17 protein-coding genes and 1 pseudogene are annotated in these 14,837 nt (G+C 58.2%); 11 read left to right on the top strand and 7 right to left on the bottom strand.

Translation table 11 applies throughout. The annotated features are described in order from the left end of the window. Positions 1-81 precede the first annotated feature (81 nt). The 5 genes and pseudogenes from ACTJLD_RS26310 to ACTJLD_RS26290 all read left to right on the top strand — a co-directional run. On the top strand, positions 82-615 hold the full coding sequence (locus ACTJLD_RS26310) for a thiamine pyrophosphate-binding protein (protein ID WP_151062541.1): 534 nt from the start codon (positions 82-84) through the stop codon (positions 613-615). Next, a complete protein-coding gene (locus tag ACTJLD_RS26305) occupies positions 600-1,205 on the top strand; it encodes a thiamine pyrophosphate-dependent enzyme (RefSeq protein WP_333975592.1) in 606 nt (201 codons plus the stop codon). The genes ACTJLD_RS26310 and ACTJLD_RS26305 overlap by 16 nt, the downstream gene beginning before the upstream one ends. Positions 1,206-1,316: 111 nt before the next feature. Then, positions 1,317-1,709 carry an aldehyde dehydrogenase family protein gene (locus ACTJLD_RS26300; protein ID WP_151062543.1) on the top strand — a complete coding sequence of 131 codons (393 nt, stop codon included), beginning with the start codon at positions 1,317-1,319 and terminating at the stop codon, positions 1,707-1,709. A gap of 78 nt (positions 1,710-1,787) precedes the next feature. Further along, positions 1,788-2,917, top strand: a protein-coding gene (locus ACTJLD_RS26295) for an IS3 family transposase (RefSeq protein WP_151062544.1) whose coding sequence is annotated in 2 segments (ribosomal slippage) — positions 1,788-2,049 and positions 2,049-2,917 — 1,131 coding nt in all. Because the reading frame shifts where the segments join, the coding sequence is not laid out codon by codon here. 72 nt (positions 2,918-2,989) lie between these two features. Continuing rightward, a pseudogene (locus ACTJLD_RS26290) lies at positions 2,990-3,219 on the top strand (ubiquinone-dependent pyruvate dehydrogenase); the annotation flags it as partial. Between the two features lie 76 nt (positions 3,220-3,295). On the opposite strand, the gene ACTJLD_RS26285 reads toward ACTJLD_RS26290, so the two are convergent. From ACTJLD_RS26285 to ACTJLD_RS26260, 6 genes are all read right to left on the bottom strand, one after another. Then, positions 3,296-4,849: an IS66-like element ISBcen19 family transposase gene (locus tag ACTJLD_RS26285; RefSeq protein WP_012337402.1), complete on the bottom strand. Its 1,554-nt coding sequence runs from the start codon at positions 4,847-4,849 to the stop codon at positions 3,296-3,298. A gap of 63 nt (positions 4,850-4,912) precedes the next feature. After that, a complete protein-coding gene (gene tnpB / locus ACTJLD_RS26280; protein ID WP_151062545.1) occupies positions 4,913-5,260 on the bottom strand; it encodes an IS66 family insertion sequence element accessory protein TnpB in 348 nt (115 codons plus the stop codon). Then, a complete protein-coding gene (tnpA, locus tag ACTJLD_RS26275; RefSeq protein ID WP_012337400.1) occupies positions 5,248-5,631 on the bottom strand; it encodes an IS66-like element accessory protein TnpA in 384 nt (127 codons plus the stop codon). Before tnpA ends, tnpB begins: the two co-directional genes overlap by 13 nt. A gap of 116 nt (positions 5,632-5,747) precedes the next feature. Next, the gene (locus tag ACTJLD_RS26270) at positions 5,748-7,103 is read right to left on the bottom strand and encodes an NAD(P)/FAD-dependent oxidoreductase (protein ID WP_151062547.1); all 1,356 of its coding nucleotides are present in this window, start codon (positions 7,101-7,103) and stop codon (positions 5,748-5,750) included. 84 nt (positions 7,104-7,187) lie between these two features. Next, positions 7,188-7,541, bottom strand: a complete 354-nt coding sequence (locus ACTJLD_RS26265; protein ID WP_151062548.1) for a cupin domain-containing protein — start codon at positions 7,539-7,541, stop codon at positions 7,188-7,190. 249 nt (positions 7,542-7,790) lie between these two features. Beyond that, positions 7,791-8,021 carry a hypothetical protein gene (locus tag ACTJLD_RS26260; protein ID WP_151062549.1) on the bottom strand — a complete coding sequence of 77 codons (231 nt, stop codon included), beginning with the start codon at positions 8,019-8,021 and terminating at the stop codon, positions 7,791-7,793. A gap of 104 nt (positions 8,022-8,125) precedes the next feature. On the opposite strand from ACTJLD_RS26260, the gene ACTJLD_RS26255 reads away from it, so the two are divergent. The 6 genes from ACTJLD_RS26255 to ACTJLD_RS26230 all read left to right on the top strand — a co-directional run bounded on the left by ACTJLD_RS26255 (position 8,126) and on the right by ACTJLD_RS26230 (position 14,209). After that, positions 8,126-9,553 (top strand): NAD-dependent succinate-semialdehyde dehydrogenase, encoded by a 1,428-nt coding sequence (locus ACTJLD_RS26255; protein ID WP_208455057.1) that lies wholly within the window; start codon positions 8,126-8,128, stop codon positions 9,551-9,553. A 54-nt stretch (positions 9,554-9,607) separates the two neighbouring features. Beyond that, positions 9,608-10,996 carry an aminotransferase gene (locus ACTJLD_RS26250; protein WP_151062550.1) on the top strand — a complete coding sequence of 463 codons (1,389 nt, stop codon included), beginning with the start codon at positions 9,608-9,610 and terminating at the stop codon, positions 10,994-10,996. A gap of 66 nt (positions 10,997-11,062) precedes the next feature. Further along, on the top strand, positions 11,063-11,836 hold the full coding sequence (locus tag ACTJLD_RS26245; protein WP_428839506.1) for an amino acid ABC transporter ATP-binding protein: 774 nt from the start codon (positions 11,063-11,065) through the stop codon (positions 11,834-11,836). 60 nt (positions 11,837-11,896) lie between these two features. Then, complete coding sequence (locus ACTJLD_RS26240; RefSeq protein ID WP_151062552.1) at positions 11,897-12,703, top strand: transporter substrate-binding domain-containing protein; 807 nt, start codon at positions 11,897-11,899, stop codon at positions 12,701-12,703. Positions 12,704-12,788: 85 nt separating this feature from the next. After that, positions 12,789-13,505 (top strand): ABC transporter permease subunit, encoded by a 717-nt coding sequence (locus tag ACTJLD_RS26235; protein WP_151062553.1) that lies wholly within the window; start codon positions 12,789-12,791, stop codon positions 13,503-13,505. Beyond that, the gene (locus ACTJLD_RS26230) at positions 13,505-14,209 is read left to right on the top strand and encodes an ABC transporter permease (protein WP_151062554.1); all 705 of its coding nucleotides are present in this window, start codon (positions 13,505-13,507) and stop codon (positions 14,207-14,209) included. The genes ACTJLD_RS26235 and ACTJLD_RS26230 overlap by 1 nt, the downstream gene beginning before the upstream one ends. 71 nt (positions 14,210-14,280) lie before the next feature. Here the strand turns inward: ACTJLD_RS26230 and ACTJLD_RS26225 are convergent, their stop codons facing one another. Then, on the bottom strand, positions 14,281-14,763 hold the full coding sequence (locus ACTJLD_RS26225) for an Lrp/AsnC family transcriptional regulator (protein ID WP_151062555.1): 483 nt from the start codon (positions 14,761-14,763) through the stop codon (positions 14,281-14,283). Positions 14,764-14,837 lie beyond the last annotated feature (74 nt).

Here is a 14,837-nt window from a genome sequence, read left to right as displayed (position 1 = left end):
TCAAATAATTCTATTTCTGGGGTTATCACAAAGCAAACTATGATTCCTGCACCAAATCGTTGCGTCCATGGAGACGAATTTATGAGTACGTCAGTTCAGGCGCCAGCCTGGCAGCAGGCCATTTTCGAGGTGCTAAAGGAAGGTGGCGTCAAACAGGTCGCCTATGTGCCGGATGCGGGCCATTCGCATGTGATCCGGAGCGTGATTGCCGACCCGGACATCGAGGACGTGGTGTTGACCACGGAAGAGGAAGGTGTGGCCGTCACCAGCGGCGCGTGGCTCGGCGGTCAGCGCGCCGTCCTGCTGATGCAGAGCAGTGGCGTCGGCAACTGCGTGAACATGTTTTCGCTGCTGCAAAGCTGCCGCTTTCCGTTCTTCACGCTAGTCACGATGCGCGGCGAGTACGCCGAATTCAATCCGTGGCAGGGACCGATGGGCAAGCAGACGCAGGCGGCGCTCGAACTGATGGGTATCACCGTGCTGCGTGCGGACGACCCCGATCAGGTGGGCGAAATCGTCAGCGCGGGGTTTGATGCCGCCTTCGAAGCGGGTGAACAGGTCGCGGTACTGCTGTCGCAAAGCCTTATCGGCCGCAAGAAATGGGAGAGAAAGTAATGTCCAAGCCATCTAACGCTGTCGATCGCCGCCAGTTCGTTGCGAGCCTGCTCGAGTCCGTGCCCGAAGCGCTCGTCGTGACGGGACTCGGTTCGGCCTCGTACGATGTGTTCGCCGCGGGCGATCATGACAGGAATTTCTATCTCTGGGGTGCCATGGGGGGCGCCGCGTCGCTGGGTCTCGGTCTTGCACTGGCGCAGCCCGACAAGCCTGTCGTGGTCGTGACGGGCGATGGCGAGCAGCTGATGGGTATCGGCAGCCTCGGGACGGTCGGCGTGAAGCAGCCGAAGAACCTGACCATCGTGGTTCTCGATAACGGCCATTTCGGCGAGACGGGGATGCAGCGCAGCCACACGAGTCTTGGCACGGACCTCGTCGCGGTCGCAAAAGGATTCGGCATTCAGGACGCGTTTGTCGTCGATCGCCTCGATGGCGTCGCGGCTGTGGTCGAGCGCGTACGCGCAAAGAACGGTACCACGCTCGCGCAGGTTTTCATCGCTGCAAACGAACCGCCGCGCGCGCTTCCTCCGCGCGACGGGGTCTTCGTCAAGAACCGCTTCCGCGCATCACTCGGTTACGCACCGTTCTGACATCGCGTATCTCAGGCAAACAGGCGTGGGTTGCACGTGCTCATCGCGTGGCGTTGCGCGCTTGCCTGACATCGCAGGTCGATATGCCTGAAACACTGGGAAGAGAATCTGATGGAACGCTATCGTCACTACATCGACGCAGAGCGCTGCGAACCGGCTTCCGGTGAGTGGTTCGAAAGTGAAAGCCCGTTTACCGGGCAGCCGTGGGCGGAGGTCGCTCGCGGCAACGCCGCCGACGTCGACCGGGCGGTCAACGCCGCTCACCGCGCGTTCACCTCGGGAAACTGGCCTGCGCTCGGCGCGAGCGCGCGGGGCCTGCTGCTGCACCGGCTAGGCGATCGGCTGGCCGAAGAGGCTGCGCGGCTGGCCGGGATCGAGGTGCGCGACAACGGCAAGCTGTACTCCGAAATGCACGCGCAGCTCAACTACCTGCCGCAGTGGTTCTACTACTACGGCGGTCTTGCGGACAAGGTGCAGGGGAGCGTCATCCCTCTCGACAAGTGACCCTAGCCCACAAAACTGTCCCATTTGGAAGTGGAAAATGCCGGCATGACGTTGTCATCGAGACCAGGAGGTCATGCCGTGAAGAAGAGCAAGTTCACCGAGGAACAGATCGCCTACGCGTTGAAGCAGGCCGAGCTGGGCACGCCGGTCGCGGAGGTGTGCCGCAAGATGGGGATCAGCGACGCGACGTTCTACAATTGGCGGACGAAATACGGCGGGCTGTCGCCCTCGGAACTGCGCCGGCTGAAGCAGCTTGAGGAGGAGAACGCGAAGCTCAAGCGGCTCGTAGCCGATCTGTCGCTGGACAAGGCCATGCTGCAGGATGTGCTGTCAAAAAAACTCTGAAGCCTTCTCGGCGCCGTGAGCTTGTCACGGACTTGATGCAGCGTTTCGGCGCAAGCCAGCGGCAGACCTGCGCGTTGTTGCAGCTGTCCCGCACGGTCTACCGCTACGAGTCGGTCGCGCGGGATCAAAGCGCCCTGGAAATGCGCATCAAGGAGATCACGGAAGTGCGAGTGCATTACGGTGCGCCTCGCGTGTACGTGATGCTTCGCCGGGAAGGCTGGAGAGACAACCACAAGAGAGTAGAACGCGTGTATCGCGAACTGGGTCTTTCGCTGCGCCACAAGCGACCCCGACGAAACAAGTCGGCTCGGCGACGACAGCCAAAGCAGTCGGTAAGCGCAATCAACGAAATCTGGAGTATGGACTTCGTCGCTGACGCGCTGTTTGATGGTCGGCGCTTGCGCACGCTCACGATCGTGGACAACTACACGCGAGAATGCCTGGCGATTGAAGTCGACGGCTCGTTGCGGGGCGAGCACGTTGTCGCCGCGCTGACTCGGCTCGCGCATCATCGTCCGCTTCCCCGCTATATCAAGGCAGACAATGGCAGCGAGTTCATTTCGAAGGCGCTCGACAAATGGGCGTACGAGAATGGCGTGGAGATTGACTTCTCGCGTCCTGGCAAGCCGACCGACAATGCGAAGAATGAATCCTTCAACGGACGCTTTCGGGAGGAGTGCCTCAACGCACACTGGTTCTTGTCGCTTGAAGACGCCAGACGCAAAATCGAAGTCTGGCGCGAGTACTATAACGAGGCGCGCCCTCACTCTGCGCTGCAGTGGATGACACCGGCGGAATTCGCCCGCCAGTGCACCGATCGGGCCGGTTCGGCCCACCCCGAAGAGCCGGAATTTTCCAACTAAGACTGGGACGGAAATTGGGCTAGCCTCAAGAGCCGGAATTTTCCAACTAAGACTGGGACGGAAATTGGGCTAGCCTCATACGATAGCTCGAAGCGCGTCGCGCTGTTGTGCGACAGCGGCTGCGCTGGCGCGCACGAGGAGGAGGTCGCGCTGGCCGACACGCTCGGCGCGGCAAGGAGCATGTCGAATGGAACAATCTGTTCGATGTCGGTATGACGGGCCTGATCGGCTTCAGCTCCGGCTATCATGCGCTGAAATCCTGCGACACGCTGGTGATGCTCGGCACCTATTTCCCGTATCGCAAGCGGGCCGGAGGTGAAATAGCGGTTGCGTTCGGTAGATGGTAAGCGGCCAGCCAACCCGTCTTGACGAGCGAGTTTAGGTGGCGGCCGAGAGTGGCTGCCAGCGATGCGGCAGCAGCGCGTCGATGTCGTTGGCCTTGTGGGTCGGCAAGCGCGTCAGCACGTCCTTCAGATAGGCGAGTGGTTCGAGCCCGTTCAGTTGTGCCGAGCGGATCAAGCTCATGATGGCGGCCGCGCGCTGACCCGCACGCAGTGATCCGGCGAACAACCAATTGGACCGGCCGACTGCCCACGGACGGATCTGGTTTTCGACCCAGTTGTTGTCGATCGGAACATTCCCGTCATCGAGATAGCGCGTGAGTGCGCCCCATCGTTTCAGGCTGTAGTCCAACGCCTTCGCAATCGCCGAGCCCTCCGCAACGAGTTTGCGCTGCGCCATCAGCCACTCATAGAGGGCGTCGCACACCGGCTTGGCCCGACGCTGTCGAAGCCGCTGCCGTTCGTCGGCATCCAGTGCTGCGGCCTCGCGTTCGATGTCGTAGAGCGCGGTAAAGAACGGCAGGGCCTGCCCCGCAACCTGGCTGCTGTGGTTGGCATGCAATTCAAAGAACTTGCGTCGGGCATGGGCCGCGCATCCGATCTCGGTGATGCCGTGCTGGAACGAGGCTTTGTACCCGCTGTAGTCGTCGCATACCAGCTTGCCGTGCCAGCCCTTCAGGAACGTGCGAGCGTGCGCGCCGGCGCGGCTCTCGGCGAAGTCGTAGACCACCGCGCGCAGTTCGCTGAACTGAGTCGACGTATACGCCCACAGGTATGCCCGGTGCGTTTTGCCCTTGCCGGGACTGAGCATTTGCACCGGCGTCTCGTCGGCGTGCAACACCGCCTGTTGCAGGATGGCCTGGCCGAGTGCGTCGACCAACGGCTGCAATTGCACGCCACACCGGCCCACCCAGGCACCCAGCGTGGATCTCGGGATGGCCAGTCCCGCACGACCAAAGATCTGTTCCTGGCGATACAGGGGCAAGTGGTCGCCGTACTTGGCGACCAGCACCTGCGCGAGCAACCCGGCGGTGGGCATGCCCTTGTCGATCACATGCGGTGGAACCGGCGCTTGGATCAGCGTCTCGCACGTCTTGCACACCCACTTGCCGCGGATGTGCCGTTCCACCGTAAACACGCCCGGCGTGTAGTCCAGCTTCTCGCTCACGTCCTCGCCGATCCGTATGCGTTCGCAACCGCACTGGCACGTTGTGCTGTCCGGTTCGTGATGGACGTCGGTGCGTGGCAGTTGCGGCGGCAGCGGTGCCCGTTTCGGCTGCTCGCGTTGCCGTTCAGCTCGCGTCGGCTCGAGTTGCTCGAGCTCCATCTCGATGGCAACCAAGTCGCCATCGATCGCCTCGTCGAGCAGGTTCATCTGCTCGCTGTTGAGCTGTTCGCTGCGCCGGCCGAACTGCTGGCGCTTGAGGATCGAGACCTCGTGGGTGAGTTGATCGATACGGGTCTGCCGGAAGCGTAGCTCGCGGTCTCGTTCACTCGCTTCCCGCTCCTTCTCCTTGACCTCGGCAATCAGTTGCGCGGCAAGGGCGCGCAACTGTTCCGGGTTGAGTGCGTCGAGGTCCGCGGGGTTCATGCAGGCCAGTCTGCCAGAACCCTGCCGACGGAGGAAGCGCGACTGTTTACCTCCCCGCCGGATTTAGACGACGCGGATCACGCCATCCTCGCCGATGCGTTGCCAGGGCAAGCCCAGCACCAGGCCGGCCAGTTGTTCGTGCGTCAAGACACGCTGCTGCGGTTCGCTGCCGATGTGCGGCCACGCGAACTGCCCTTGATTCAGGCGTCGCGCGGCCAGCCAGATGCCGATCCCGTCGTGAATCAGGACCTTCATGCGGTTGGCGCGCCGATTGGCGAACAGATAGGCATGGTGTGGGCGCGCAGCGCCGAACACCTTGACCACACGCGCCAGGGCCGTGTCGAAACCGGCCCGCATGTCCAGTGGATCGACCGCCAGCCAGATCTCGTCGACACGGATCACCGCAGCCACTCGCGCAGCCAGACGGCACACTGGGTTGCCTCGGATACCGGCCAACTCACCGTGATCGACTGATCTCCTCGGCGCATCTCAATGCGGATCTCCGGCGAATGCGGACTCGACGCTCCCAATGCCACCGGCACAAAGGCTGGCAGCGACGGTGGCGTGGCCGGCGGACGGCCCAGCGGTCTCTTGGGAAGTCGGCCTTCCGCCTGATCGATCCAGCGCCGCAGCAGATTCGCGTTGAGCCTGTGTTCCAGAGCGACCGCCGCAACCGATACGCCGATTCCCTGGCAGGCCGCTACCACCTGCGCCTTGAACTCCTCGCTATAGCGTTGCCGACGACGACGCTCCGGGAGTGATTCCGATTCGAAAGTGTTCACGTGTCCGCTTATTCGTTAAGTGGACACGATACTCCCAAGCGCCTCGACCAAACTCAAGACGGGTTAGCTGGCCGCTTACGGTAGATGCGAACCTGGTTGTATTGGGGATAGCACTCTCAGAATATTGGATGAGGCTGCAATTTCGTGCCATCCGTGATCCGGCTATAACGAAATGGACTCAAATCGATAGAAGAACGGTTGCCGAGTACCAGCGCCGCGATCGCGCTCCCGGCTCCTGGACCGACGCCAAACCCGTGACCACTGAATCCGGATGCGACGACAAGACCCGGTACGGAGTCAACCGCCGAAATCACGGGTACCGCATCTGGCATTGAGTCGATCACACCGCCCCAAGTCCTTTCAATAGTGAGATGCGCCAACGCGGGGTAGGCCCTCTTGACTTCCTCAAGCGCGCTGTTAAGTAATGCGAGATCCGGAGCAGGATCTAGCACGCGCTTGGATTCAAACGGCGATATGCTTTTTGACATGTACGCGTGTTCCATCCTCCACTGCCTCCAGAATTCTGTCGAGAGGCGCAGCTTGACTGCCTTTCTTCTCAACAGATACGTCGGAAAGAATCTGAAGGCGTTGCGAATCATCGATGGAGTGATATCGACCGTTCCTCGTCCGCTTTTCGCCACGACGAGTCCTGAATCTTCTCCGCTGCGTACCGAGACAGCAGGCATTGCAAGGCAGCTGTCGATGGAAACGTCCGTGGCCCGTGTCTTTGCAACCGATGCGTTCACGTAAGCCTGGGGGAATGAAACGCCAAGCTTACGTAGAAAGAGCGCCGTCCATGCACCCGCAGCGACAACGACGGAAGTGCATCCAATGAAGCCTTTTTCGGTTTGAACGCCGCTGATGCGGCCGTTCGTTCTTTCAACGTCTCTTACTGCACATGACTCGACCACTGTTGCACCGAGTTCTCTCGCTGCCTGAGCCAAAAAAGGCGCAACCCGAGAAGGCTCTGCACGACCGTCGGAGTCCGTCGTAAGGCCCGCGATCCATTTAATGCTCGAGTTACCCGGCGCCACACGTTGCGCTTCTTCTGCGCTGAGCATTCTGCTGGCGATTCCTTTCGGGCGCGCTTCTTTCATCCATTCGACCCAAGTAGCGGCTTCGGCCTCGCTGTCCGTGAGGAACGTTACGCCACACTGTTTGAATCCGATATCTTTTCGGAGCTTCTCCGAAAGGCTGGGCCATATCTGCAAACTCAGGCGGGCCAGTTCGAGCTCCTTGGGATCACGACCTTGTTGTCGGCACCAGCCCCAGTTTCTACTGGACTGTTCTGCGCCGATCAATCCTTTTTCCAGCAGGACGACCTTTACGCCACGTGATGCGAGCTCCCAGGCTGCACTTGCGCCGATGATGCCAGCACCAATTATGACAACGTCAGCTTTCACCGGAAGCGGGTCGTTGGCGTGAATTCGCTCGAGCGGTTGTCTGATTGTTGGCGTTGGTTTGGCGATCATGGGAAAAATCCTCGTTTAATAGATACAGGCCGATGCGATGCATGAACGGCATACAGCCTTTTCTCCATTACCTGCTTCCAGCACTCAGTCTTTGGTTACCCAAATTTTGCGGGTCGTCTCGATGACCCGCCATGTTCCCTCGAAGCCTGGCTTCATCACAAAGGTATCGCCCGCTTTCACAACGATGGGTGCTTGCCCATCTTCGGTGATTTCAGAAACACCGGAGAGGATGACGCAAAGTTCCCAGGTCGACCCTTTGATCGAGCGATAGGCACCGGGCGTAACTTCCCAAACGCCCGTGCGGACATCGCCGGTATTCGCCTGGTCGATATCCCATGTTGAGAATACTTGCGAGCCTTCGATTGCGCGCTCAGGAAGAGGAGCCCCGATGCGAGGCGTGCCGAGATTTTCAAAGTCGAAGCGGATGAATGACGACATATCAGTAGATCAGGAGGTCAACGATTGCAGGATGGCAATGCGGGAAGTTTATGAGCGTCAATTTTCCGGACGACAGCGAAAACGGAGGTTCAATCACTCAAAAGCTGCGTTTTCTGTGATATCACGCAGGATCTCTGCTTGATATCGGGATTCCGGTAGGCGTTTCGCACGCTTAGCCGACGCTGGTCAGCATAGGCATGGAACAGCGCACCAGATACTGCGAGAGCCGGCTATCTGTGACCCTTATATTCAGTTGGCTGCATCGTTCCGAGTTGAGTCGGCATCCACGCTGATGCCTGACATGCCACACACCCGCACCTCGCCCTGCTCGCGAACGGGGGACAGGGCACAAGCCTGAGTTGCCCGCTCCTTGGCTGCGCGTCGAAAAACATCGATTTGCTCGATAAATTTGCAGAAAAACTGCGCCAAGAATTCATTCAACGTTTCTTTTCGAAAATATTGCGTGAATAAAATTTTCACGTCGAAACGAAACGAGGTGAATCGTGGTTGCAAATCTTGCGTGTGCAGCGCTTGACTGCACTGAGGTACATCGGCTTTTTGCGTGCTCGGCCCTAGGAATCGAGTTGCTGCCGACAGAACCCGATGCAAGACACAGCCTGCCTTCGGACGAGGCGGAGCTGGTTCGAGACCCCGCTACGGGTAAATGTCTGGCCCGGGTCACTTATCACGGTCAAGACGCGATGCGTGCAGCGATCGATGAGGCTGATCGTGCGTTTACCGCTTGGCGGAGTCGTCTGGCGGAGGAGCGCCGCACGTTGCTGCGCGCATGGGCGGAGGCCATTCGTCGCGAGAGTCGGGTATTGGCGCAGGTCCTTAGCGCGGAGCAGGGAAAACCGCTAGCCGAAGCTGTAGGCGAGATTGCCTACGGTGTCGCATTCATCGATTGGTTTGCAGACGAGGCGATCCGGATCTGCGGTCAATCGATGACGGCCCATAAGCCGTCGAGCCTTGGATGGGTTTCGAAGCAGCCAGTCGGCATCACGGTCGCGATCACGCCGTGGAATTTCCCAATGGCGATGATTGCGCGCAAGGCGGCAGCGGCATTGGCGGCCGGTTGCCCGGTCATCGTCAAACCCGCACCGGAAACGCCGCTGTCTGCCTTTGCGCTCTACGCGCTGGCCAAAGACGCTGGCTTTCCCGATGGTGTTTTTCAAGTTCTCCACGGCGACGGTGAGCAATTTGCCGATGTCATCTCGGCGGACTGCCGCGTGCGCGCAGTGAGCTTCACCGGTTCGACTGCGATCGGAAAAAAGCTTTATGCGCAGTCCGGCGCAACAGTGAAAAAGATTTCGATGGAACTGGGCGGACATGCGCCGGCCATCGTTTTCGACGACGTCGATCTCGATGCCGCCGTCGATAGCTGCATGTCAGCCAAATTCGCAACGTCGGGTCAGGACTGTCTCGCGGCAAATCGCATCTATGTCCAACGTGGCATCTACGACGCATTCTGCGACCGGTTCGCGAGGCGAGTCAGTGCATTAAAGGTAGGCCCGGGTCTTTCTCCCGACACCGATATCGGCCCCATGACCAAGCAGACTGTCGCGGACAAGTGCAGGTCGCATATCGATGACGCGGTTCATCAGGGGGCGCGTGTTCTGGCAGGAGGCAGTTCGGGCATCTGCGGCAAGTTTGTCACGCCCACTGCCTTGTGCGATGTCTCCGACGACATGCTGATTGCGCGCGAAGAGACGTTTGGACCCGTTGCGGCCATCCTGCCGTTCAACGATGAGGCGGAAGTCGTCCGGCGCGCGAATGCGTCGGAAATGGGCCTCGCCGCATATGTCTTTACTGCCGACCTGAACCGCGCGCTTCGTTGTTCTTCAGCGCTGGAGTACGGAATGGTCGCCGTGAATACGGCTTCGTTCACTGGGCCGCCCGTCCCCTTCGGTGGATGGAAAGAATCTGGCCTTGGCCGTGAAGGCTCTACGTTTGGGATCGATGAATTCCTCGAGCCGAAATACGTTTGCTTTGGTGATCTCGCACGTGTCTGAAGTGGCCGGCTGCCGACAGTAAAGCTTTGATAGACCCATTACGAAAGGACTATTGTGGAAAATATCGATCAGATTGCTGAGATGGATCGACGCTCAGTGCTGCACCCGTTCACCTATCTCAAGGACTACGCGACGGGTGCGAGTGATCCGGTTATCGTCGAGACGGGGAATGGTGTGCGCATCAAGGACGCAACTGGTCGCGAGTATATCGACGGCTTTGCTGGGCTTTATTGCGTCAACATCGGATACGGACGAACCGAAGTGGCGGAGGCCATCGCACGTCAGGCGTATAAGCTCGCGTACTACCATAGCTATGCGTCGCATACGACGGAGCAACTGGCGAAGCTTTCGGACCGTCTCGTGAAGATGGCTCCAGGGAAGATGTCGAAGGTGTTCTATGGACTGTCTGGATCGGATGCCAACGAAACACAGGCAAAACTCGTGTGGTACTACAACAATCTACGCGGCCGGCCGACGAAGAAGAAAATCATCGCTCGCGAACGGGGATATCACGGTTGTTCGGTCGTATCGGGGTCGATGACCGGATTGAGTTTCTATCATGACCACATGGATCTTCCCACTTCGCGCATCCTTCACACGGGTGTTCCGCACCATTACTGGGGGGCGGAGCAGGGGGAAAGCGAGGCGGCCTTCGTGGCACGCCGGGCCGCCGAACTGGAGGCGATGATTCTGCGTGAAGACCCGGAAACGGTGGGTGCATTCATCGGCGAGCCCGTGCTTGGCACGGGGGGCATCATACCTGCCCCCGATGGCTATTGGCCGGCTATTCAGGCAGTGCTGAAGAAGTACGACGTGCTCTTGATTGCAGACGAAGTCGTCACCGGTTTTGGGCGCACCGGACAAATGTTCGGTTCGACGCTTTATGGCATCGAGCCGGATCTGATCACGGTGGCAAAAGGGCTAACTTCAGCCTATGCCCCGTTGTCGGCGAGCATTGTGAGCGAGAAGGTGTATGCAGTCATGGAAGGTGCGACGTCGAGCGTTGGCAGCTTCTCGCATGGCTACACCTATTCGGGCCATCCAATCAGCGTGGCTGCCGCAAACGCTGTTCTCGACATTGTCGAGGCCGAAAACATTCCCGCGAAGGCGGCATCCAACGGCGCCTACATGCTCGATCGCTTCAAGGATCGATTTGGCGATTTGCCGTTCGTGGGCGAAGTGCGAGGCGTCGGTATGCTGGCCGCGATCGAGTTCGTTTCTGATCCAGAAAAGAAGCTGCGTTTCGATCCGGCCTTGAAAGTCGGTGCACGCATTTCGCAGGCAGCGCGCGATCGCGGACTGATTGCGCGCGCAATGCCTCACGGCGATATTCTCGGTTTTGCGCCGCCGCTGACGATGACCCGAAGCGAAATCGACGAGATGGTCGACATCACCGGGAGGGCTATCGATCAAGTCACGCGCGAGCTGAGCAAATCAAGCTGACTTTGATAAGTCGCGGGATCAGATTGGAAATTTACCTGACCCAGGATTCGTTCCATCAACGTGACCTTGAACATGACAGCCACTCCTATTCTCGAAATCCACGATCTGAAAAAACGCTTCGCAGCAGATCTGGTTCTGAACGGTATCAATCTAAAGGTGAAGCAGGGCGAAGTCATTTCTCTGATCGGATCGTCTGGGTCGGGTAAAAGCACACTGCTTCGCTGCATCAATTTTCTCGAGATGCCGACTTCCGGATCGATTAGTTTGCGCGGCCAGACCGTCAAGATGGAGGCCGACCGTAAAGGCGTTTTCAGATCGGTCAATTCAGCGGCGATTCCCGAGTTCAGGAAACAGATCGGTATGGTCTTCCAGAACTTCAATCTCTGGCCACATCGAACCGTGATTCAGAACGTGACCGAAGCGCTGAGATTTGTCAAAAAAATGAGCTGCGGCGAAGCGGAGGTGATTGCCATGGAAATGTTGGCAAAGGTCGGGATGGCAGAAAAGCGCAACGCCTACCCATCCCAGCTTTCGGGCGGGCAACAGCAGCGCGTCGCCATCGCTCGATCCTTGGCAATGAAGCCGGGTGTCGTGCTCTTCGACGAACCGACTTCCGCTCTCGATCCGGAACTGGTGGGCGAGGTCCTCAAGGTCATTCGCAAGCTTGCGGATGAAGGCAATACGATTCTGCTGGTCACCCATGAAATGCGCTTTGCCCGTGAAGTATCGTCCCGAGTGATTTTTCTGCATCAGGGGAAGATTGAGGAAGACGATACGCCGGAGGCGATCTTCACCTCTGCAAAATCTGGTCGAGTGCGTAATTTTTTGTCGCAACACTAGCCGCTAATCTGATTGGCCTGGTGAATATTAAAACGTTGATCACTGTTTGGAGAAAACTGTATGAAATGGTCTTTTCTCTCGCTCCTTATGGGCGCCGCAGTATTGGTCTCGACTTATGCCCCTGCTCAGGCAGCTACCTTGTCAGTCGGGACAGAGGGCGACGCACCTCCCTTCAGCATGGCTGATGCCAGTGGTAACGTAACCGGTTATGACGCCGACGTCGCGAGTGCGATCTGCACTGAATTGAAAATGCAGTGCAAATTCGTTGTCCAGTCCTTCAATACGCTGATTCCCTCGCTTTCGGCGGGTGAATTCGACGTGGTCATCTCAGGGTTGGGAATAACGGACGCGCGCAAGAAGCAGATCGACTTTTCGATTCCCTATGCGGGCGTCACGAAGTACTTCGCGGTCAAAAAGGGTTCGCCCCTCCTGCAGGCAACGTCGCTCGACGCGATAGGAAAAGCGCTCGACGGAAAATCCGTGGGCGTCGTCAATGGCACGACCTACGCGAAGTATGTGGCTAAACACTTCGCCAATGCCGACATCAAATCCTACGACTCGGTGAATCAGATGGTAAGCGACCTGAAAAGCGGCAGGCTCTATGCAGCGTTCAGTGATTCCCCGACGTGGGCCGACGTGATGAAGACTCCGAGCGGCGCGGCGATTACGCGTGTCCCTGTTGCTGTCAGGCAGAAAGAAGATCCTGAAATTCTCGGCACGGGGATGGGTGTTGGAATCCGGAAGGGCAATGCTGAGTTCAAGAAGCGCGTGGACACTGCGCTGTGCACGTTGATCAAGGATGGCACGATGAAGAAAATCAGCATCAAATGGTTTCAGGAAGATTACACGATCCCGTGTGCGCCTTGACGTTTAAAGCAAACCGGACTCGCGGGTGTGATCTATTGGTTCCGCCTGCATACGATCAATAAAAGTTTGGACGTGACCCGCCGCGATGCTGATCGAAACCCTAAAGTTGCTGACTCAACAAGGCTGGCTGACATCGATTCTCAAGGGCAGTATTGTCACCATCCTTCTTGGACTACTGGGCATGCTGATCGGCATCGCCATAGCGGTACCACTCGCAATTGCCCGATGGCGAAGGATTCCGATTCTGTCTCCTGGGGTCGATGCTTTCACTGGAGTGATTCGCAGCATTCCAGGGCTACTGGTAATTTATTTACTGTTTTTCGGTTCGGTTGAAACAGTAGATCGAATTGGCGCCTTTTTTGGCTTTCGAGACGAATTGCGTTCAGCCTACAGCTTTATCATGGGAACACTGTCGATTGCTGCGATTTCAGCCGCCTATTCGATCGAGGTACTGCGAGGAGCGCTGCAGGCAATTGCACCCGGGGCTATCGAGGCAGCGCGAGCGCTCGGCTTTTCTCGCCTGACGACCTATCGGCGTGTGATCGCACCACTCATGTTCCGTTATGCACTGAGCGGCCTGAACAATGTTTGGCAGATGACCATAAAGGACACGTCTCTGGTTTCTGTCGTGGGTTTGCAGGAGCTCATGCGGATCTCGGCGATTGCAGCGGGTATTACGCACAGTCCGCTCTTGTTTTACATGATCGCCGGCTTTGTTTTCCTGTTCATTACCTGGACGAGCCAACGAGCGTTCGCTTTTCTCGAGCGAAGCCTGAACCGTGGATTTGTAGGAGGTAGGTGATGGATGAACTGATTGCCATGTCCTTGCCCTTGCTGTTTCAGGGAGCAAAGGTCACCTTGATGATTGGCCTGGCTGGCGTCGTTGCCGGCTTTCCCCTCGGGGTGCTGCTTGCGCTTTTGCGGATCGGTCCTCGGCGCATGCTTGCGGCATTGGGCGACGCATACAGCGCATTTTTTCGCGGCACGCCGATGCTCGTCCAGATCTTTATCATCTACTATGGCTTCGGTCAGGTGCAGTTCGTGCAAGATACGACTGTCCTGTGGTGGCTATTCGGTGACAGCCTGCACTGCGCGATGATGACAGTGCTTCTGAATACCGTGGCATATACCTCGGAGATTTTCCGCGGTGCATTTCTCGCGGTGCCCAAGGGGGCAATGGAAGCCGCCCTCGCATCCGGCATGTCGCCTGGCACTGTCTTGCGTCGGATCATGTATCCGCTTGCGCTACGCCAGGCGCTTCCGGCATACGGCAATGAGGTGGCCATTGTGATCAAGGAGTCCAGTCTGGCGTCGACCATTACAGTACTGGAAATCACGGGGCAGGCGAAACGCCTGATGAGCGAGACCTTCGCCATTATCGAAATCTTCGCGATAGCCTCGGCGTTGTACCTGCTGATTAATTTTTTCGCGCTGCTTGCGGTACGACTTGTCGAGCGACAGCTTTCAAACAGCGATGCAACGGCGCACCGACCCGCAATAATTTGAGCGCGAAGTCAGTTCGCGACGTGGCGTGGCAGGCGCCTCAGCAATCTGGAACGCTGGGGAGCGCTTCGCCACTATTCATCGACGATGTCGGAAAAGTCGATTGGCACGGAGAAGCCGACCTTGACCCGATCCATGATCACCATGGTTTTGAATCCCTTGATATCGGGATTTTCATAGAAGAATTTGCGCGTGAACTGCTCATAGTCCTCCATGCTTCGGGCCGTGACGATCAGGAGAAAGTCGGAATCGCCGGTCACGTAAAATCCGTTCATGACCTCGGGGGTCTGCCGGATCGACTGCTTGAAGCGATCGACAATGTCCGCTCTTTCCCGCTCCAGCGTTACCATCACCACGATCGAAATGGGTCTGCCCACGGCCTTGGGTTGAACAATCGACACATCCGCTTCAATCACGCCGTCCGCGCGAAGTCTCTTGAGGCGACGCTGCACGGCCGTCGGCGATAACCCGGCTGCGTTGCCGATTTCCTCGGACGTCAGGCGATTATTGTGCTGGAGTAGGCTGAGTATGTTGGCGTCGATGCGGTCGATAGACATCTGTCTTGGCCTTCGGAAAGCGGGAATTCGACCGGGTCCGGTCATTTTGTCGAGTGTGCATTCACCGAAAAGCA

Source organism: Burkholderia sp. 22088, from assembly GCF_052045915.1.
Lineage (GTDB): Bacteria > Pseudomonadota > Gammaproteobacteria > Burkholderiales > Burkholderiaceae > Burkholderia > Burkholderia cepacia.
Note: the sequence above shows the minus strand (reverse complement) of the source record. Positions and strands in the feature narration are given on the sequence as shown.

Coding starts and splice junctions, on each gene's coding strand:
- ACTJLD_RS26310 (WP_151062541.1), top strand. CDS start 82: ATGAGTACGTCAGTTCAGGCGCCAGCCTGGCAGCAGGCCATTTTCGAG.
- ACTJLD_RS26305 (WP_333975592.1), top strand. CDS start 600: ATGGGAGAGAAAGTAATGTCCAAGCCATCTAACGCTGTCGATCGCCGC.
- ACTJLD_RS26300 (WP_151062543.1), top strand. CDS start 1,317: ATGGAACGCTATCGTCACTACATCGACGCAGAGCGCTGCGAACCGGCT.
- ACTJLD_RS26285 (WP_012337402.1), bottom strand. CDS start 4,849: ATGAACCCCGCGGACCTCGACGCACTCAACCCGGAACAGTTGCGCGCC.
- ACTJLD_RS26270 (WP_151062547.1), bottom strand. CDS start 7,103: ATGATCGCCAAACCAACGCCAACAATCAGACAACCGCTCGAGCGAATT.
- ACTJLD_RS26265 (WP_151062548.1), bottom strand. CDS start 7,541: ATGTCGTCATTCATCCGCTTCGACTTTGAAAATCTCGGCACGCCTCGC.
- ACTJLD_RS26240 (WP_151062552.1), top strand. CDS start 11,897: ATGAAATGGTCTTTTCTCTCGCTCCTTATGGGCGCCGCAGTATTGGTC.
- ACTJLD_RS26235 (WP_151062553.1), top strand. CDS start 12,789: ATGCTGATCGAAACCCTAAAGTTGCTGACTCAACAAGGCTGGCTGACA.
- ACTJLD_RS26230 (WP_151062554.1), top strand. CDS start 13,505: ATGGATGAACTGATTGCCATGTCCTTGCCCTTGCTGTTTCAGGGAGCA.
- ACTJLD_RS26225 (WP_151062555.1), bottom strand. CDS start 14,763: ATGTCTATCGACCGCATCGACGCCAACATACTCAGCCTACTCCAGCAC.